The organism is Streptomyces siamensis, assembly GCF_039543605.1.
GTDB classification, from domain to species: Bacteria; Actinomycetota; Actinomycetes; order Streptomycetales; family Streptomycetaceae; genus Streptomyces; species Streptomyces siamensis.
Genome location: NZ_BAABKB010000018.1, coordinates 69,110 through 88,633, shown reverse-complemented (window position 1 = coordinate 88,633; position 19,524 = coordinate 69,110). Strand labels below are relative to the sequence as shown.

Sequence of the window (19,524 nt, the reverse complement as noted above, 5' to 3'; positions counted from 1 at the left end):
GATGACGTCCATGCCCGTGTCCGAGCGCCTCGGCTCCCACCTCAAGCGGGCCGAACAGGCTCTCAACGCGACCAAGACCGCGGTCCTCAAACCGGCGGGCGTGACCGTCGCCCAGTACTCGGCGCTGCTCCACCTCGGCGCCAACCCCGGCATCTCGGCCGCGGCCCTGGCCCGCCTGTGCGCGGTCACGCCCCCGACCATGAACACGGTCCTGAAGAACCTCCAGGACCGCGGGCTCATCGAGCGCACTCCGCACGAGTGGCACAAGAACGTCCTGGAGACCCGGCTCACCGACGAAGGACGCTCCGTCCTCGCCGACGCGGACGCCCGCGCGGTGCGGGTCGAGCGCGCCCTCGCCGCCGAGTTCACCGACGAGGAACGCGCGACGCTGGTCGGCCTCGTCGGCCGGTGCGTCGCACTCCTGGAGAAGGAACGCCCCTAGGCTCCTTGGCTCCCTAGGCCCCTAGGCCCCCAGGCCCCGGTCGGTTCAGGTCCCCCGTTCCGCCGTCAGCGCCGGACGTCCAATGCGGCGAGCGCCGCCGGTCCCCGCACGCTCACGCGTACGTACCGGGCCGCGCCGCCGTCGGGCGCGTGCCAGGCACGCCCGTCCGCCGAGACGTCGACACGGGCCGAGGCGGGCCGCGTCGTCCAGCTCGGCCGGACGGAACCGACCGGGGTCACGCGTCCCAGGTCGACCGTGAGGGAGGCCCGGTCGGCGTCCGGCGCCCACGCGGTCGCCGCGTTGCCGTCCACCGCCGCCTCCGGATAGAGGCCGGGCTCCGACGAGGTGGCCGTCGCCTTGCGGCAGCGGGCGAGGTCGGAGGTCGGGGCGAGGTCCGGGCGGCGGGTCCTGAGGGTGGTGGTGCCGGTGAGCGTGCGGCGCCCTTCGGGCGTCTCCAGGGTGAAGGGGGCGCCGGAGCGCAGCCGGACGGTCGTGGTCGTGGGCCCGATGGCGACGTCGTACGTACGGCCACGCCAGCGCAGGCCCGACAGGCGCACCCCGGCGGACAGTTGGGGCGGGAGCAGCGGATCGAGACGCAGGGCGTCCTCGCGCAGCCGCAGGCCCGTCAGCCCGTGGGTGAAGATCTGGAGGAAGCCGCCCTTGCCGGTGAGGAAGTCCTGGGCCGGGGAGCCCGCGAGGGTGTCGCCCGCGCCCGCCTTGTCGCCGCGCGCCTCGGAGAAGAGGGCGAACGGGCCGCGGGCGAAGGGCCGGTAGGCACGTTGGAGGAAGGTGTACGCGGCGCAGCCCGGTTCGCCGATCGCGGCCGCGTCGATCGCGTGCACCGAGTCGGTCATCGCGGGGCCGTCCGGATCGGTGCGCGCCGTGTAGTGGTCGAGGGTCGCGGACGCGGCACCCTCGGGCATGGGCCACTCCAACGGGTAGATCAGCAGAACGGTGTCCGCCTGCTTGATCCGTGACCCGTCGTACCCCGCGTATTGGAGGAAGATCTTGCGCGCAGGGTCGTACGGCATGCGCAGCCTGCCCGCGACCTCGGCCCACTCGGGGGCGGCGGGTGTGCCGAGGAGAGCCGCCGCGCGGGTCGCGGCGCGCAGGGCGGTGGCCGCGACGCCGTTCGTGTACACGCCGTCGTCGACGCCGTTGCTGTACTCGTCCGGTCCGGCGACGCCCTTGACCGAGTAGGAGCCGTCGGTGTTCGCCGTGGCCCGCGAAGTCCAGTACTCCGCGAGGCCCTTGAGCAGCGGCCAGCCGTGCGTGCGCAGCCACGCGCGGTCCCCGGTCGCGAGGTAGTACTGCCAGACGGCCAGCGCGATGTCGCCCTGGAGGTGGTTCTGGGTGAGGCAGTGCGGAGGGTTCCAGCTCTGGCACTCGGTCCACAGCCGGCCGTGCCGCGCGCTCGTCCATGGATGGAACAGCCCCTGGACGGCGGTCCTGCGCGCGTTGTCGGCCGCCGCGCCGCGTGTGCGGTAGCGGTACTCGACCACGGGGCGGGCGAGTTCGGGCCGGGTGGCGAGCAGCGGCGGGAACATCCACGTCTCGGCGTCCCAGAAGACCATGCCCGCGTAGTTGTCGCTCGTCAGCCCGGCCGGTGCGACGCTGTCGCGGGCTCCGGCCCGCAGCGCGGACAGCAGGCCGTACTGCGCCGAGCGCGTCCACAGCTGGATGTCCGGGTGGCCCGGCACCTCGATGTCCGCGCTCCACAGCGTGCGCCAGGCCGCGGTGTGCGCCGTGACGAGCGCGTCCCAGCCGCGGTCCGCGGCGCGCAGCGAGGCCCTGCGGGCCGCGTCGCGGGGATCGTGCGCGGTGAGCGCGGTGTCGACGCCTACGTACTTGGTGACGTCGGCGGCGCGGCCCGCGCGGACCGGGAACGTCGCCGGCCGGTCCGCGCCGAGCGTGCCGTGTGTGGCGGCCCGCCGGGGGCGTCGGGGGGCGTCCAGCGTGGAGACGACCGCGCCGTCCACCGCGGTGCCGTCCGTACGGAACGTCACTCCCGTCGTGCGGTGGCCGGAGCGGACCGTGCCCGTCTGCGTGAGGCGGCGGGCCCCGCGGCCGTCGATGCGGTCGGTGACGGTGACCTCGCCGTCCCAGTGCGGGGTGAGGCGCAGGCGTACGGCCCCCGTGTGCGGGGAGTCCCGGGCGGTGAGCACGTCGTACGTCAGGTCGGTGCGGCGGCCGTCGGCGGTCGTCCAGGTCAGGGAGGTGCGCACGTATCCGCAGCGCAGGGAGAGGGTCTGGCGGTAGTGCGAGGTCCGGCTGCCCGCGCCGTACGTCTCGTCGCCGACGCGGATGTCGAGGCCCGTCCAGGTGGGCAGCGCGGCCAGTGCCTCGCGGCCGGCCGTGTTCTCCGGGCCCCGGGCGTAGAGCCCCGCCACGAACGCGCCGTCGTAGCGCGGGGTGTAGAGGGGCCAGCCCGTCCTCTCGCCGGTGGCCGCGTAGCCGGTGCCGGCGGGCGGGACGCGGGCACCGAGGTAGCCGTTCCCGACGTAGGGGTGGTGGCTGTCCGCGGGGTCGATCGTCGTCGCGGTGGGGGACCAGGCGGGGTCGCCCTCCGCGCAGCCCCGGAGCCCGTCGGCCGCGGACGCCGCGGGGACAGGCAGCAGCAGGGCGGCGGCGAGCAGCGGGACGAGGCGGCGCGGGGTGATCACCGTCCGACCATGCGGCGCGCACCGGCCGGGCAGCGGTACGCGCGCCGGGGCGTCCCACGGACGGAGCGCAGCCGGCGACGACGCGGGCCCGCACCGCCCCGTGCCGCGCGGATCGCGGCCGGCGGCTGTAGCCGCTCACCCGAGGAGTCATTCCGGGGTGGCGCGGACTCGCACCGCCCCGTGCCGCGCGGATCGCGGCCGGCGGCTGTAGCCGCTCACCCGAGGAGTCATTCCGGGGGTGGCGCGGACTCGCACCGCCCCGTGCCGCGCGGAGGGTGTCCGGCGGCGGTACGGGCTCGCATTCGCCCGTGTCGCGCGAAGCGCATCCCGCCGCGGCAGGGGCCGTTCGCCCGGGAGCTGTTCCGGCGGCGGTACGGGCTCGCACTGCCCTGTGCCGCGCGGAGCGCATCCGGCGGCGGTCCGGGACGCTCACCCGAGGGGCCGTTCCGGCCGCGGCGCGGGCCGCCGTGCGTCATGCCCGCGCCGGCCCCGTCTTCAGTCCCGCCCCGCACAGCGGCACCACGGCCGAGCGCTCGCCGAGCGCTCCCTCCCGGACGGCCGCCCAGCAGGCCACCCCCGTGGACTCCACGTACAGCCCGCGGGAGGCCAGATCCGCCTGGGCGTGGCGGATCTGATCCTCCGTCACGGTCAGGAACGTGCCCCCGGAGTCCCGGACCGCCCGCAGGATCTGGCGGGCCCGGGGCGGAGCCGGGATCGCGATGCCCTCGGCGAAGGTGGGCGCCATGGGGGTGACGCCGACCAGGTCGTCCGCGTCCTTCGACCAGGCGTGCGCCAGCGGCGCGACCGCGGCGGACTGCACGGCGTACAGGGCGGGCCGGCGGTCCACGAGCCCCGCCGCGTGCAGCTCGGCCACGGCGAGCGCGGCGCCGAGCAGCAGGGTGCCGTTGCCGACGGGGACCACGATGACGTCGGGGAGCCTTCCGCCGAGGTCCTCCCAGAGTTCGTGGACGTAGGTCTTCGTGCCGTGCAGGAAGTACGGGTTGAAGACGTGCGAGGCGTAGAAGGTGCCGGGCTCGTCCGCGTCCTCGCGCGCCGCCCGTGCCGTCGCCTCACGGTCGCCCTCGACCACGCGCAGCCGCGCCCCGTGCGCCTCGATCTGCTCCAGCTTCTTCGGCGAGGTGCCCTCGGGGACGTACACCGTGCAGGGCAGCGAGGCCCGCGCGCAGTAGGCGGCGATCGCGGTGCCCGCGTTGCCGCTGCTGTCCGCGAGCACCCGCCGGGGCTCCAGCCGCAGCGCCAGCTCGGCCAGCAGGACAGCCCCGCGGTCCTTGAACGACAGGGTCGGCATCAGGAAGTCGAGCTTGGCCGAGATGCCGTCCCGCAGCGGGACCAGCGGGGTGCGGCCCTCACCCAGGCTCACCGAGGGAGCGGCCAGCGGCAGGCACTCCGTGTACCGCCACAGCGAGTTCACCCGCCCCGTCAGGGACTTGAGGGGTGCCGGGGTCGGTGCGAAGTCGAGGTCGAGCGGACCGCGGCACACCGGGCAGCACCAGGCGAGGGAACCCCCGGGGACGCGGGTGCCGTCCACAGGGCAGAAACAGTCCGGCAAGGAAGTCATGCCCGCAGGTTAGATGCGGTGGCCGGGGAGGCCGTGGCAGGACGGGCGGGGCAACGGGACGCCCGCGTTCCGCGCCCGGCCGCCGCGCGCTTACGATGCGCCCAGCCAGTTGGCAGCCGTACGCACGTTCCATCCCGCCTGGACTAGGAGCAAGGGAACTCGTGGCCATACCCCCGCCGCCCGGGTCGCAGCAGCCCGAGGGCCAGTACCCGCCTCCAGGGACGCCGCCGGGCGGACACCCCGCGTACCCCTCGCACCCCCAAGGGCCGTACCAGCAGCCCGGGGTGTACCCGCAGCCCGGTGCTCATCCGCAGGCCGGCGAGCCGGGTCCGTACCAGCAGTCGGGCGCGTATCCGCAGGCCGGTGAACCGGGTCCCTACCAGCAGCCCGGCGCGTATCCGCAGCCAGGAGTCCCAGGGCAGTACCAGTCGTGGGGCCAGGGGTACTCCCCGTACAACAGTCCGGCGCCGGTCAACGGGCTCGCCATCTCCGCCCTCGTGCTCGGCATCCTCTGCTTCCTGCCCGCCGTCGGTCTCGTGCTCGGCGCCGTGGCGCTCGCGCAGATCAAGAAGCGGGGGGAGCGCGGCCGGGGCATGGCCGTGGGCGGCATGGTGATGTCGTCGATCGGCGTGGTGCTGCTCGCGGTCGCGGTGGCGACCGGCGGTGCCCGCGACTTCTGGGACGGCTTCCGCGACGCGGCGAACGACGGGGGCGGCGCCGCCTTCTCGCTCGAGAAGGGCGAGTGCTTCGACGCGCCCGGCGGCGCGCTGGAGGGCATGGCGTACGACGTCGACAAGGTGCCCTGCACGGGCGAGCACGACGCCGAGGTGTTCGCGGACTTCGAGCTGCACGACAGCGGCGGCTACCCGGGAGACAGCTCGATCACCGAGACCGCCGATCAGCGGTGCTACGCGCTGAAGGACAGCTACGCGATGGACACCTGGGCCGTCCCGGACGACGTCGACGTGTACTACTTCACCCCGACCTCGCAGAGCTGGCGCCTCGGCGACCGCGAGATCACCTGCCTGTTCGGCAACACCGACGAGAAGGGCAGCCTGACGGGCTCGCTGCGCAAGGACTCCCTGACGCTCGATCCCGACCAGTACGCCTACTTGGGGGCCGCTCAGATCCTCAACAGGGCGATGGAGGCGGCGCCCGACGAGGAGTACGTCGAGGACGACCTGCCCGGCCACAAGAAGTGGGCGGCCGACGTCGCGGAGGCGCTCGGCCGGCAGTCGGACCGGCTCCGCGGCCACACCTTCGCCCCGGCCGCCGGGAAGCCGGTCGCCGCGCTGGTCGAGGACATCGGCCGGTCGCGGAAGGAGTGGGCCGAGGCGGCGAAGGCGGACGACGCCGAGGCCTTCTACGCCCACTACGAGAAGGCCATGAAGCTCATCGATCCCAAGAAGACGGTCACCGCACGCAAGGCTCTGGGCCTCGCCACCACACCGCCGGCGGTCGACGAGGAGGGCGGCGACGGAAGCGGCGCGGGAAGTGGCACCGGTATGGAGGTGTGACGGCGGCTATAGCGGGGAGAAAGTGCCTGCGTAAAGCCCTTGTACAGATCTCGTCATCACATCGAGTGATTCTCTGGCCTTTGCTTGCATGGCACAACCCACGGTTGCCACGCTGTTGCTGTCTGTACAACCTGATGGGAGCGGCTAAGTGACATTCGGTGAGCAGCCGGCGTATCTGCGCGTCGCGGGTGATCTCCGCAAGAAGATCGTCGACGGTTCGCTGCCACCGCACACCCGCCTCCCCTCGCAGGCGAGAATCCGCGAGGAGTACGGCGTCTCGGACACCGTCGCCCTGGAGGCCCGCAAGGTGCTCATGGCCGAAGGGCTGGTCGAGGGCCGCTCCGGCTCGGGCACCTATGTGCGCGAGCGCCCGGTGCCGCGCCGTGTGGCCCGCTCCGGGTACCGCCCGGACAGCGGCGCGACCCCCTTCCGGCAGGAGCAGGCCGACCTCGCCGCGCGCGGCACCTGGGAGTCCCACAGCCGGCAGGTCGAGGCGAGCGGCGCGATCGCCGAGCGGCTGTCCATCCCGCCCGGCGACCGCGTGATGTGCACGCACTACGTCTATCGGGACGGCGGCGAGGCGATGATGCTCTCCACGTCCTGGGAACCCCTCGCCGTCACCGGCCGCACCCCCGTCATGCTCCCCGAGGAGGGGCCGCTCGGCGGCATGGGCGTGGTCGAGCGCATGGCCGCCATCGACGTGATCGTGGACAACGTCACCGAGGAGGTCGGAGCGCGCCCGGGCCTCGCCGAGGAGCTGCTCGCGCTGGGCGGGGTCCCCGGGCATGTGGTCCTGGTGATCCAGCGGACGTTCTACGCGTCGGGACGTCCGGTCGAGACGGCCGACGTCGTCGTCCCTGCGGACCGGTACCGGATCGCCTATCACCTGCCGGTGAAGTAGCGGGCGCCGTTCCGGCGGCGAGCCGGACGGGTCTGCCGGGGGACGGGCGGGCGGGCCCCGCCCCGTCGCCCGCGGACGGCACGTCGCGGCGGCCGGGCGCCGGTATGCAGACCGGCGGTGGGGCCGGGCGTGCCGGCGCACGGACCGACCGGCGGTGGGTCCGGGGGAGGAGAGCCGGCATGCGGACCGACCGGCGCGGGGCGGGATGCCGTCGCGCGAAGTGCCCGGATTCGGCCCGGGAGTGAAGGGGGGTGGGGCGCCTGCGGACGTTGTTGCGGACGGGTTTTCCGGGGCGAGGAGCGCCTGGTGGCCACCGCGGTGACGGGGCTGCCGCGCCGACCAGGCCGGCCGCCAAATGACCACCCCGTGAAGCCCGGTTGGAATCTGGCCTTTCTCAAGTGCCGTGCCGGGACCGGACTTCGCCCTGCTCCACGGCGCACCAGGAGCGGCCGACAGCGCGTTCGACGGCGCGCGCCCCCCGGTCCCGGCTCCCTTATTGGCTGGTTGCGTACCTCTTTGTGAAAAGCCGTATTCGCTGCGTGAAGGTTAGGCGTAGGCTCGGGCATATGCGGATTGCGGTTTCCTTAGAGGGCGGAGCACGACGGGGGCCCGGGGCGGGAAGTGGAGGGGCGCGATGAACGACGGCACGATCACTCTTCCCTGGCTCGTCATACGACAGGACGACAACGGCAATCGCTATCGCGTCGGCAGGTACGCGACCCGCGCGGAGGCCCAGAAGATCGCGGACAGCCTCGACGATCGCGGGCACAAGCAGCTCTACTGGGTCGAGCGCATCGGACAGAACGGAAGCCGGTGACCGGGACGGCGCTCCCGTAGGCTCCGGCGCATGACGGAACGGATCGTGGTCGTCGGAGCCGCCCTGCTCGGCGGCGGACGCCTGCTCGCCGCGCGCCGCAGTGCGCCCCCCGAGCTGGCCGGGCGCTGGGAGCTGCCGGGCGGCAAGGTCGAGGAGGGGGAGACCCCCGAGCACGCGCTCGTACGCGAACTGCGCGAGGAGCTGGGCGTGGAGGCGGAACCGCTGGAGCGGATCCCCGGCGAGTGGCCCCTGAAGCCCGGATACGTCCTGCGGGTGTGGACCGCCCGGCTGCTCTCCGGAGAGCCCCGGCCCCTGGAGGACCACGACGAGCTGCGCTGGCTGACTCCCGACGAGATCTGGGACGTGGACTGGCTGGACCAGGACGTGCCGGCGGTGAAGGGCGCGCTGCAGAAGCTGGACGCGCGGGCGTGACGGCCCGGCGCGCGGACGTGCCGGTGTGCCCCGGCCGTGCCCCGGTCGCCGCGGCGGACGCGTCGTACGAATGGCGTAAGGAAAGGGCGGAACGGGTTTCCCGGCTCGTACGCCGTTCGTGCCACAGTGCGCCTCCGTGGGCGGTAAGCCGTCCCGGATATCGGGTATGTGCCCATTAACCCCACGAAACCGGACATGGGTTGCTGGCCTGGGAAGTGATCGGCGTGATCGACACCGAAGGCGACTGCGCCGAGTGGACCTTTCCCGCGGAGCCAGGTGCCGTCCGTACGGCACGCGCCGTCGTCCGGAGCCAGCTGCGCACGTGGGAGCTGGACTCGCTCGGTGACATCGCCGCCCTGCTGGTCAGCGAGCTGGTGACGAATTCCCTGCGGTACGCCACCGGTCCCATCGGCGTGCGGCTCGTCCGCCCCGACGGGCTGCCGGGCGAAACCCTGCTGGTCGAGGTGTCCGACCCGCTGCCCGAACCGCCGCGCGAGCGGACCGCCGACGCCGAGGACGAGAGCGGCCGCGGACTCCAGTTGGTGGCCGGATCGTCGCGGCGCTGGGGCACCCGCCTCGCGGAAGCCGGCAAGACCGTCTGGTTCGAACTCGCGGTACCCGGCTGAGCGCCGGCGGACCCTCCCCCGTCGAGCGGCCCCATGAGCAGGCCGGGCGGGGCGGGCGGGGCGCGTCCGGACGCGGCGGGATGCGACCGTATGGTTCAGGCCACTGGCGCTTGCCGGACTCTTTGGTTCGAGGGGGCGCGACCTGGTTAGAAGACTGGGAGTATGTCGCGGCGGGTCCAAAAACCATCGGGACCCTGCTGTGATCGTGAACACCGTGTTGTGCGGCGCCGTAGTGCTGGATACTGCGGGCAGCCGCCTCCGGTGACCGGTGCCGGACGCGGTGAGCTGGAGGGGACGGTTCGCGTGAGCGAGATACCAGCGAAGGCCACGGAGTCCGAGGACCCGTCGGACGGCGCGAGGGCTGATGCGTCGGGCGATCCTGCGGGCCACTCGGGGAACGACTCCGTGCGCGAGACGCCCGACGGGGGCCACCATGTGAGCGCCCCCCGGCGCGCGACGCCCGGCGGGACGGAGGCCGCCGACGGTTCCCGGAGCGGCGCGAGGGCCGAGGAGGCCGACCGTCGCGGGGCGCGGAGCGAGGAAGGCTCCCGGAGCGAGCAAGCCCCCCGGAGCGAGGTCCGGGACCAGGGCGGTTCCGCGGTCGGTGAGGCGCACGACTCCCTGCGTACGACGCCCGGCGAGAGCGACTCCGCGGGCGACACCATGTGGCAGAGCAGCCCGCCCGGCTCGATGTACGACTACATCAAGGTCGCCTCCTTCTCCATCGGTGCCGACGGGCTGATCGACCAGTGGAGTCTGCGCGCCGAACAGCTCTTCGGCATCTCCTCCGAACGCGCCGTGGGCATGGACCCCATCGAGGCGTTCGTCACCCCCGACCGGCGTGAGTTCGGGCAGCGCAAGATGGCGGAGATCCTGGACGGCCGCGAGTGGACGGGTGTGGTCCCGTTCCGGATGCCCGACCCCCTCGACGCCGACCCCGACGGCGTCGGCGAGGGCGCCGAGGGGCTCGCCGAGGTCTATGTGATGCCCACCACGACGGAGGACGGCGAGCGGGCCGCCGTGTGCATCGTCGTGGACGTCCGCACCCTCCGCCGGATCGAGACGGACCTCGCCGCCTCGCAGGCGATTTTCGGTCAATCTCCTTTCGGCTTCCTGCTGATCGACACCGACCTGCACGTCCGTCGCGCCAACCAGCGGTTCGCCTCGACCTTCGGCGGCACCGTCGACGACCACCGCGGACGTGGCGTCCACGACTACCTGCCGCACGCGGAGGCCGAACGCGTCTCGGCGACCCTGCGCCGCGTCCTGGAGACCGGCGACTCCATCACGGACATGCACGTCACCGGCCACGTCCCCGGGTCCGACGAACGCCGCCACTGGTCCGTCAACCTGTATCGCGTGCACAGCGGAACCGGGCGCCCCATCGGCATCGCCTGGCTCGGAACCGACATCACCGCCCGCCGCGCCGCCGCCCGTGAGGCAGCCGCCGCCCGGCGCAATCTCGCCCTCCTGAACGAGGCCGGCGCCCGCATAGGCAACTCCCTCGACCTGGAGACCACCGCACGCGAACTCCTCGACGTCGTCGTCCCCGGGTTCTGCGACCTGGCGACGGTCGACCTGTACCAGGGCCTGCTGGCCGGCGACGAGACCCCGCCGGGCCTGGCCGACGGCAGCGCCGAACTCCGCCGTGTCGCCTTCGCCAGCGCCGTCGCCGACGCGCCGTTCGTCGGCGGGCCCGCACCGGTGGCCGTGGGCGCCGTCCACCACTACCCCTTCAACTCGCCCTGCGCGGACGCCCTGCGCACCGCGCGGCCGCAGAACATCCCGGCCGACGAGGGCGGCCTCATCCAGTCCACGCTCGCGGTCCCGATGGTCGCCCACGACACCGTCGTCGGGCTCGCCCAGTTCTCCCGCACGAAGGGCAGCGAGCCGTTCGGGGAACGCGACCGCGCGCTCGCGATCGAGCTGGCCGCGCGTGCCGCCGTCTGCATCGACAACGCGCGCCTGTACCGCCGTGAGCACGAGCGCGCGCTGATCCTCCAGCGCTCCCTGCTGCCCCCGGGCGACCCCGAGGCGTCCGGCCTGGACATCGCGTGCCGCTATCTGCCGGGCAACGCGGCGACCGAGGTGGGCGGCGACTGGTTCGACGTGATCGAACTTCCCGGTCACCGCACCGCGTTGGTCGTCGGTGACGTGATGGGGCGCGGGCTGCGCGCCGCCGTGGCGATGGGCGAACTGCGCACCGCCGTACGGACGCTGGCGCTGCTGGACCTGGAACCCGCCGAGGTCCTCTCGGCGCTGGACGAGATCGCCCGCGGCCTCGGCACCCCCGGCGGAGTGCAGCAGGCCACCCGCACGGCCCGTCAGCCCCGCGACGCCGACCTCTCCGAGGTGTACCTCGCGACCTGCGTGTACGCCGTCTACGACTCCGTCACGCGCCGGTGCACCTTCGCCAACGCGGGCCATCTGCCGCCCGTGCTCGTCGAACCCGGCGAGAGCGCGCTCATGCTCGACGTGCCGCCCGGGATGCCGCTCGGCGTGGGCGGGGAGCCCTTCGAGGAGGTCGAGGTCGAACTCCCCGAGGGCGCGCTGCTGGCGCTCTACACGGACGGGCTGGTCGAATCCCGCGACCATCCCCTCGACGAGGGCCTGCAGGCCTTCGTCGGCGCCCTGACCGACCCCACCCGCCCCCTGGAGGACGTCTGCGACCACGTCCTCAACACCCTCGACACCCACCACGGCGAGGACGACATCGCCCTGCTGATGGCACGTGTTCAGGGGCTGCCCGCCGAGTCCGTCGGAGACTGGACGCTGCCGCGCGAGCCGCGCAGCGTGGGCCGCGCCCGCGAGTACGCGCGCACCCAGCTCCAGGCCTGGGACCTGGAGCCCCTCGTGGACACGACGGAACTCCTCGTCAGCGAGCTGGTGACCAACGCACTGCGGTACGGCGAGGGGGAGATCAGACTCCGGCTGCTCCTCGACCGCACCCTGGTGTGCGAGGTCTGGGACGCGGGCCTCGTGCAGCCGCGCCGCCGCCGTGCCCGGGACACCGACGAGGGCGGCCGGGGCCTTCAGCTCGTCGGCCTGCTGTCCGCCGCCTGGGGCTCCAGGCGAACCCCTCGCGGAAAGACGGTGTGGTTCGAACTCCCCCTGCCGGACGGTGAATCGGGCCTGGTGGACCCGGCGGAGGCGCTCCTGAGCCTGTTCTGAGGCGGAGCGGCCGGCAACTGCCCCCGCCGTCGGGGCGCGACGGGCCGAGGCTCCCGGCGGGTCGTCGGCACGGACCCGGCGTCAGTCGGGACGCACCGCCCGCCGGCCCCGGGTGCGGGGACCGCCGAAGCACGCGGGACCGGCAGCGCCGGGCAGCAGGACGCCGCCGAGCACGGCACCGCCGACCCCGGCGCCCTCGTACCCACCGGCGGGGTTGCCGTGCGTCCGCACGTCCCGCTCCGCGAGGTCCCGTGCCTCCCGGGCGAGCGCGTCGGCCCGGCGCACCTCGGCGAGGGCGAAGGCCCCCGCCGTCAGGAGCTGTTCGGCCGCCGCGAGACGTGTACGCGCCGCGCAGCCGACCGCCCCCCGGTTCGTGGCCACGAAGTCCGCCGCGGCACCGACCGCCGCACGGGCCGGAAGGAGGGCGTCGTCGCGCAGGGCGCGGAAACGTTCCCCGGGCACGGCACACGCCTCGGCGAGGACCACGCCGGCCTCGGCGACCCGCCGCAGCGCGTCGAGCGGATCGTACGGCCCGGCCGTGATCTCCCGGCGCACGTCGGTGAGCAGCGCCTCGGCGTGCGCGACCCGCACGGGCAGCCCACCGACGGCCCCGTCGGCGCGCGGACCGCGTGCCTCGGCGAGATCGTCCTCCAGTGCGTCCAGTGCGGCAGGCAACCGCCGTTCCGCCGAACCCAGTTCCCGCGCGAGCCGGTCGACCCCGTCGATGAGCAGGGCGGCCTGGCCGAGGGCGCCCTCCGCCGCGCGCAGAAAGGCTGCTGCCTTGCCGCCCTTGCCCCGGTCGGCGCACTGCCGTGCGAGGTTGAGACGGATGGTGGCGAACACCAGCCGCTCCTTGGTGTGTTCGCGGTGGCCCGTGACCGGGGCGGACGCGGAGCGGCCGTACCGCTTGCGCAGCTCGCCCAGCGTCGTCTCCATGGCCGGGGTGCGCGCCGCCACCGCGCGGAACCGGGTCTCCGCGAGCCTCGGCGCGGTGGCCGTGTCGTGCTCCAGGCCGCGCAGCTGGTCGAACCCGGCCGCCTCCGCGTCCAGCCGTCGCCCGGCGTCGCCGCAGTGGGACCGGATCTCCTCCAGCGTGCCCCGGTCCTCGGCGCCGCGGCCCGTCTCGTCGAGCAGCTGCCGAAGCCCGAAGGCCGCCGCGAGCTCGGACCTCGCACCGGCCAGTGCGCCCGTGTACGGCTCGACGGCCGCGTCGCCGAACTGCGTCCTGGCGCAGTCGAGTTCCTCGGCACTCGTGCGGACGCAGTCGTCGGTGTCCACGAGTAACGACCGTATCTGCCGGTCGAGTTCGGGTACGGACGTCAGTCCGGCCGGGTGCCCGCCGGGTGTCGTGCGGGTCCTCGCGCGCTGCTTGCGCCGCGCGTATCCGTACGCCCCCAGCGCCGCCGCGGTGCCGACGGCGACGAGCGGCAGGACGAGGTCCCCGGTGGCCGTCCCGTCCGGTCCGTCCGCGACCGCCGTCTCCTGGGCCACGACCCCGTCGGTGCCCTGCGCGTTCCGTGCCGCGGTCAACGGCGCCCCGCCGTCCTCCGTGACCAGGGGCAGCACCAGCCACCCCACCGCCATGAGCCCCCCGAGCGCGGCATGCGCCACCCGCACGGCTATGTGCGACGGGGCCTGGCGCGACCGGCTTCGGCTCAGGGGCGACGTCACATTTGGGAGCGTATGGCCGCATGCGCGCAGACGCGACCGGGGTGCGCCGAGGCGGGGGCACCTAAGGTACGGGGGATACGGGGACGTACGGGAGGGGCACGGGGGATGGCTACTGGGCGGGCGGATTCCGGAAACGAGGCCCGTGCGGGCGGCCCCGGTCCCGAGACGGAGACATCGCCGACGGAGCCCGGCACGGGGACACCGGCCGCCGCACGGGCCACCGCCGCGCCCCCGGACCACGAACCCGATCGCGCGCCGGAGCCGGTGCCGGACCCCGGACCCGGTCCTGTGCCGGACCCCGAACCCGATACTGCGTCGGCCTCCGCACCCACCCCTGCGTCGGCCTCCGTGACCGGTCCTGCGGCCGATCCCGAGCAGGGCCCCGCGACAGGTCCCACGCCGGACTCCGCGACAGGTCCCACGCCGGACTCCGCGACAGATCCCGCGCCGGACTCCGCGACAGATCCCGCGCCGGACCCCGCGGACACCCACATCGTGTCCGCCCCCGCGGAGACCTCGGCGGGCCGGGCAGAGCCCCCGTCAGGGCCCGCCGAGGCCCCGCGGCACGCCACCGAGGAGCCGCCCGGGGCCGTCCCGGAGTCCGGGGCGGGCACCCGGCGCGGGCCCGTCGGGCGGATCTGGCGGCACCCGCGCCTGCGGTGGCCCAAGCGCGCGCTGCTCGCGCTGGTCCTCGTCCTGCTGGTGCCCTCCCTGGCCGCGGGCATCGCCCTGCGGGTGAACTACGCCGGAGACCCCGGGCCCGGGACCGCGACGAGGAACCGTGACGCCCTCTGGCTGGGGCACGCCTGGGTCGACGGTCGGAAGAAGGACGCGGACGTCACCTCGCTGGCGGCGCGGCTGCGGAGCACCGGCATACGCGATCTGTACGTGCACGCGGGACCGCTGGAGCACGACGGGACCCTGCCGCGGACGGCATACCCGCGGGCCGCGTGGCTGATCGCGGCGGTGCACCGCGAACTGCCCGGCGTACGTGTGCAGGCCTGGCTCGGCGACGCGCTGGCGAGCGAGGGGCCGAACGGGCTGCGCATGGAGCGGGCGGGGACCCGGAAGGCGGTCGTGGGCTCCACCCGGCAGATCCTGGCGGCCGGATTCGACGGCGTCCACTTCGACTTCGAGCCCCTGCACTCCGGCAACCGCGACTACCTCTCCCTCCTCGACGACCTGCGTGAGGTGACCCGCTCCCGGCACGTCCCGCTCTCCGTCGCCGCCCACCAGATCGACCCGCTGCCGGCCGCCCACGCGGTCCGCGGCTCCCTCACGAACCACCCCAAGTGGTGGTCCCAGTGGTACTTCGGACAGGTCGCCCGCCGGGTCGACCAGATCGCCCTCATGTCGTACGACACGGCCCTTCCGATGGAGAGCCTGTACGGCGGCTACGTCGCCCAGCAGACCTCGCTCGCCCTGGAGGTCACCCCGAAGTCGACCGACCTGCTGATGGGCCTGCCGTTCTTCCACGAGGACGACATGAGCCACCACGAGTCCGCCGAGACGGTCACCGCGGCCGTGCGCGGCGCGCGCCTCGGCCTGTCCCGCACGGACCGCCACCGCGACCGCTTCGGCCTCGCCCTCTACGTCGACTTCGCGGCGACCGAGGCCGACTGGACCGCCTACCGGGAGGGCTGGGTGCGCTGACGGGCCCTGCTCTCGCCGCGGCCGCCGATCCGTACGCGTTCTTGACGCAGGGGCTCTGGAGGCCCCGACGCCCGCCTGCCATGATCGGTCCGTGGGTGCGCTCCGGCCCGCCCACGCGACGGCGTGCTTCTCCTGCGCGCCGGAGGAAGGGGGAGCGATGCACCCGTATCTGGTGGCGGCGGCCGTGCTGGCCGTGGTCGCTCTCGCGGCGCTGGGGATCGTGGCCATCACGACGGGCTGGTTGATGCCGCTGGGCCGCCACCGCGTGCTGCGTCCGAAGCTGTGGGGCTACGGAGCGGTGACGGCGAGCGTCGGGATGACCCTGTTCATGTTCCTCGGCCCGTTCCACGGCCCCGACGTCGAAATGACCTCGTTCGCCATGGCGGGCATGGGCCTGTTCCTGCTGGGCAACGTGTTCCAGATGGCGGCGCAGCGACCCGGCCGGCCCTGAGCCGGGCCCGCGGCCGCCGGCTCCCGCAGGCTCCGGTCCGGCCCCGCGTGCGCTACGTCCGGCGCCTGCCGATCTTCGACCCGAGCCACACCAGCGGGTCGTACTTGCGGTCGACGGCGCGTTCCTTCAGCGGGATCAGCGCGTTGTCCGTGATCTTGATGCCTTCGGGGCAGACCTCCGTGCAGCACTTGGTGATGTTGCAGTAGCCGAGGCCGTGTTCGTCCTGGGCGGTCGCCTTGCGGTCGAGTCCCGTGTCGGCGGCGGCGTCCAGCGGGTGCATGTCCAGCTCCGCGACCCGCATCAGGAAGCGCGGGCCCGCGAAGGCGGTCTTGTTCTCCTCGTGGTCACGCACGACATGGCAGGTGTCCTGGCACAGGAAGCACTCGATGCACTTGCGGAACTCCTGCGACCGGTCGACGTCCTCCTGCTGCATCCGGTACTCGCCGGGCGCCAGTCCGGCGGGCGGTACGAAGGCCGGGACCTCCCTCGCCTTCGTGTAGTTGAATCCGACGTCGGTGACGAGATCGCGCACCACAGGGAACGCGCGCAGGGGCGTGACGGTGATCGTCTCCTCGCGCGTGAACACGGACATCCGCGTCATGCACATCAGTCGCGGCCGTCCGTTGATCTCCGCCGAGCACGAACCGCACTTGCCCGCCTTGCAGTTCCAGCGCACGGCCAGATCGGGGGCCTGTGTGGCCTGGAGCCGGTGGATGATGTCCAGCACCACCTCGCCGTCGTTCACCTCGACCGCGAAGTCCTCCAGGCCGCCGCCCTTGACGTCGCCCCGCCACACCTTGAAGCGGGCCTCGTAACTGCTCACTCGTAGAGCTCCTCTTCGGCGAGGTACTTGACCAGCTCTTCCTTCTCGAAGAGAGCGAGCAGGTCGGAGCGGATGGGTTCGGTGGTCTCGCGGACCAGGTCGATCTGCCCGCGTACGGGGTCGGTCGCGGCCAGTCCGCCCGTCGGGTCCGTCAGCCGGCAGAGCAGATTGATCCGCCGCCAGGCGCGGTCCATCGACGGATGGTCCTCGCGGGTGTGCCCGCCCCGGGACTCGGTGCGTTCCAGCGCCGCCCGGGCCACGCACTCGCTGACCAGCAGCATGTTCCGCAGGTCGAGGGCGAGGTGCCAGCCCGGGTTGAACTGGCGGTGCCCCTCCACGCCGGCCCGGCGTGCCCGTACCCGCAGGTCCGCGAGCTTCTCCAGGGCCTGTTCCATCTCCGCCTCGCGCCGGATGATGCCGACCAGGTCGTTCATGGCCTGCTGGAGTTCCTGGTGCAGGGTGTACGGGTTCTCGGGCGGGCGGCCGTCCTCCTCACCCGCTTCGGGGCCCTCGGCGGAGAAGGGCCGCAGCGCCTCCGCGGCCGCCGTGTCGATCTGGACGTCGTCCACGGGCGGGCGCCCGCCGTCCAGGCCGGCGGCGTACTCGGCCGCGTGCAGGCCCGCCCGGCGGCCGAACACCAGGAGGTCGGAGAGCGAGTTGCCGCCGAGCCGGTTGGAGCCGTGCATGCCGCCCGCGACCTCACCGGCCGCGAACAGCCCCGGTACGCCGCGTGCCGCCGCCGTGTCCGAGTCGACCGCGATGCCGCCCATGACGTAGTGGCAGGTGGGGCCGACCTCCATCGCCTCCGCTGTGATGTCGACGTCGGCGAGCTCCTTGAACTGGTGGTACATCGAGGGGAGCCGGCGCCTGATCACCTCGGCGGGCATACGGGTGGACACGTCGAGGAAGACACCGCCGTGCGGCGAGCCGCGGCCCGCCTTCACCTCGGAGTTGATGGCGCGCGCGACCTCGTCCCGGGGGAGCAGTTCGGGGGGACGCCGGTTGTGGTCCGGGTCCTCGTACCAGCGGTCGCCCTCCTCCTCCGACTGCGCGTACTTCTCCTTGAAGACGTCGGGGATGTAGTCGAACATGAACCGCTTGCCCTCGGAGTTCCTGAGCACTCCGCCGTCGCCGCGTACGGACTCGGTGACGAGGATGCCCTTCACCGACGGCGGCCAGACCATGCCCGTCGGGTGGAACTGCACGAACTCCATGTTCAGCAGGGGCGCACCGGCGAGCAGGGCGAGCGCGTGCCCGTCGCCGGTGTACTCCCACGAGTTCGACGTCACCTTGAAGGACTTGCCGATGCCGCCGGTGGCGATCACCACGGAGGGCGCTTCGAGGACGAAGAAACGGCCGGTCTCCCGCTCGTAGCAGAAGGCACCGGAGACGCGTTCGCCGTCCTTCAGGATCCGGGTGACGGTGCACTCCTGATAGACCTTCAGACGCGACTCGTAGTCCCCGGTCTCCTTCATGTCCTCCTGCTGGAGGGAGACGATCTTCTGCTGGAGCGTGCGGATCAGTTCCAGGCCCGTGCGGTCGCCGACGTGGGCGAGCCGCGGATACTCGTGGCCGCCGAAGTTGCGCTGCGAGATCCGCCCGTCCTCGGTGCGGTCGAAGAGCGCGCCCCACGTCTCCAGTTCCCAGACGCGGTCCGGGGCCTCCGTGGCGTGCAGCTCGGCCATCCGCCACTGGTTGAGGAACTTCCCGCCGCGCATGGTGTCGCGGAAGTGAACCTGCCAGTTGTCGCCGGAGTTGACGTTTCCCATGGCCGCGGCGATGCCGCCCTCGGCCATCACGGTGTGCGCCTTGCCGAACAGCGACTTGCAGATCACCGCCGTACGGGCGCCCCGCTCCCGGGCCTCGATGGCGGCACGCAGCCCGGCGCCTCCGGCGCCGACCACGACCACGTCCCACTCCTGCCGGTCGACCACGGACATCACAAGGCCCCACTCACTAGAAGAAGCGCGGATCGTCGAAGGCGCCGGACGCGACCAGGTACACGTAGAAGTCGGCGAGTGCCACGCTCACCAACGACGACCAGGCCAGCAGCATGTGACGGGCATTCAGCTTCCCGACCCACTGCCACATCCGGTAACGCACGGGATGTTTGGAGAAGTGCTTCAGCTTGCCGCCGACGATGTGCCGGCAGGAGTGGCAGGAAAGGGTGTACGCCCAGATCAGGACGATGTTGACGAGGAACACCAGCGTGCCCAGGCCCATGTGGCCCCAGCGGTAGTGCTCGTCGCGGAAGGTGAGCACGGTGTCGTACGTGAGGATTCCCGCGACGACGACGGCCGCGTAGAAGAAGTACCGGTGGATGTTCTGCAGGATCAGCGGGAAGCGGGTCTCGCCGGTGTACTTCTTGTGCGGTTCGGCGACCGCGCAGGCCGGTGGCGACGCCCAGAAGCCCCGGTAGTAGGCCTTGCGGTAGTAGTAGCAGGTCAGCCGGAAGCCGAGCGGGAAGATCAGGATGATGATGGCGGGGGACAGGCCCCACCAGCTCCCGAAGAGGTCCGCGTTGGGCCCGGCGTGCATCGTCCTGCACCGGTCCGCGAGACACGGCGAGTAGAACGGCGAGACGTACGGCGCCGCGTAGTAGTACGTGTCGGCGAAGGCCCGCCAGGTCGAGTACACGACGAAGGCCAGCAGCCCGGCCGCCGTGACGGCGGGTGCCAGCCACCAGCGGTCGGTCCGCAGATGCGGTTCGGCGATCGCGGCGCGCGTACCGGAACGTACGCCGCCGCTGTTCAGATGAGGTTCCGTACCAGTGGTCAA

At 73.1% G+C, this 19,524-nt stretch carries 15 protein-coding genes; 9 read left to right on the top strand and 6 right to left on the bottom strand.

Going from position 1 to position 19,524, the window contains the following annotated elements; genetic code table 11:
* The first annotated feature begins 1 nt into the window (after nt 1).
* Nucleotides 2–442 (top strand): MarR family winged helix-turn-helix transcriptional regulator, encoded by a 441-nt coding sequence (locus ABEB03_RS23820; RefSeq protein WP_257004935.1) that lies wholly within the window; start codon nt 2–4, stop codon nt 440–442.
* 65 nt (nt 443–507) lie between these two features.
* On the opposite strand, the gene ABEB03_RS23815 is transcribed toward ABEB03_RS23820, so the two are convergent.
* Nucleotides 508–3,105 (bottom strand): glycosyl hydrolase family 65 protein, encoded by a 2,598-nt coding sequence (locus ABEB03_RS23815; RefSeq protein WP_345652967.1) that lies wholly within the window; start codon nt 3,103–3,105, stop codon nt 508–510.
* A gap of 472 nt (nt 3,106–3,577) precedes the next feature.
* Nucleotides 3,578–4,684, bottom strand: a complete 1,107-nt coding sequence (locus ABEB03_RS23810) for a threonine synthase (RefSeq protein WP_345652964.1) — start codon at nt 4,682–4,684, stop codon at nt 3,578–3,580.
* A gap of 161 nt (nt 4,685–4,845) precedes the next feature.
* Here ABEB03_RS23810 and ABEB03_RS23805 point away from each other — a divergent pair, with 161 nt between their 5' ends.
* The 6 genes from ABEB03_RS23805 (at nt 4,846) to ABEB03_RS23780 (ending at nt 12,148) form a co-directional block, all read left to right on the top strand.
* Nucleotides 4,846–6,201: a DUF4190 domain-containing protein gene (locus ABEB03_RS23805; RefSeq protein ID WP_345652961.1), complete on the top strand. Its 1,356-nt coding sequence runs from the start codon at nt 4,846–4,848 to the stop codon at nt 6,199–6,201.
* Nucleotides 6,202–6,349: 148 nt separating this feature from the next.
* Nucleotides 6,350–7,102 (top strand): GntR family transcriptional regulator, encoded by a 753-nt coding sequence (locus tag ABEB03_RS23800; protein WP_345652958.1) that lies wholly within the window; start codon nt 6,350–6,352, stop codon nt 7,100–7,102.
* Between the two features lie 634 nt (nt 7,103–7,736).
* Nucleotides 7,737–7,919, top strand: coding sequence for an SPOR domain-containing protein (locus ABEB03_RS23795; RefSeq protein ID WP_028804678.1), 183 nt, complete (start codon nt 7,737–7,739; stop codon nt 7,917–7,919).
* Nucleotides 7,920–7,949: 30 nt separating this feature from the next.
* On the top strand, nt 7,950–8,351 hold the full coding sequence (locus ABEB03_RS23790; RefSeq protein ID WP_345652954.1) for a (deoxy)nucleoside triphosphate pyrophosphohydrolase: 402 nt from the start codon (nt 7,950–7,952) through the stop codon (nt 8,349–8,351).
* A gap of 215 nt (nt 8,352–8,566) precedes the next feature.
* Nucleotides 8,567–8,977: an ATP-binding protein gene (locus ABEB03_RS23785; RefSeq protein ID WP_345653037.1), complete on the top strand. Its 411-nt coding sequence runs from the start codon at nt 8,567–8,569 to the stop codon at nt 8,975–8,977.
* A 303-nt stretch (nt 8,978–9,280) separates the two neighbouring features.
* Nucleotides 9,281–12,148: a SpoIIE family protein phosphatase gene (locus ABEB03_RS23780; RefSeq protein WP_425589291.1), complete on the top strand. Its 2,868-nt coding sequence runs from the start codon at nt 9,281–9,283 to the stop codon at nt 12,146–12,148.
* A gap of 81 nt (nt 12,149–12,229) precedes the next feature.
* On the opposite strand, the gene ABEB03_RS23775 is transcribed toward ABEB03_RS23780, so the two are convergent.
* Nucleotides 12,230–13,819, bottom strand: a complete 1,590-nt coding sequence (locus ABEB03_RS23775; protein ID WP_345652951.1) for a hypothetical protein — start codon at nt 13,817–13,819, stop codon at nt 12,230–12,232.
* Between the two features lie 492 nt (nt 13,820–14,311).
* Between ABEB03_RS23775 and ABEB03_RS23770 the strand changes: the two genes are divergently transcribed.
* Nucleotides 14,312–15,472, top strand: coding sequence for a glycoside hydrolase family 18 protein (locus ABEB03_RS23770; RefSeq protein WP_425589292.1), 1,161 nt, complete (start codon nt 14,312–14,314; stop codon nt 15,470–15,472).
* Between the two features lie 91 nt (nt 15,473–15,563).
* Nucleotides 15,564–15,923, top strand: a complete 360-nt coding sequence (locus ABEB03_RS23765) for a hypothetical protein (RefSeq protein ID WP_345652945.1) — start codon at nt 15,564–15,566, stop codon at nt 15,921–15,923.
* Between the two features lie 52 nt (nt 15,924–15,975).
* Here ABEB03_RS23765 and ABEB03_RS23760 read toward each other — a convergent pair whose 3' ends face one another.
* From ABEB03_RS23760 to ABEB03_RS23750, 3 genes are read right to left on the bottom strand one after another with little or no spacing between them, the layout of a single operon-like run.
* Nucleotides 15,976–16,746, bottom strand: a complete 771-nt coding sequence (locus tag ABEB03_RS23760; protein WP_345652942.1) for a succinate dehydrogenase/fumarate reductase iron-sulfur subunit — start codon at nt 16,744–16,746, stop codon at nt 15,976–15,978.
* On the bottom strand, nt 16,743–18,686 hold the full coding sequence (locus tag ABEB03_RS23755; RefSeq protein ID WP_345652939.1) for a fumarate reductase/succinate dehydrogenase flavoprotein subunit: 1,944 nt from the start codon (nt 18,684–18,686) through the stop codon (nt 16,743–16,745). The genes ABEB03_RS23760 and ABEB03_RS23755 overlap by 4 nt, the downstream gene beginning before the upstream one ends.
* Nucleotides 18,687–18,702: 16 nt before the next feature.
* A complete protein-coding gene (locus tag ABEB03_RS23750; protein WP_345652936.1) occupies nt 18,703–19,524 on the bottom strand; it encodes a hypothetical protein in 822 nt (273 codons plus the stop codon).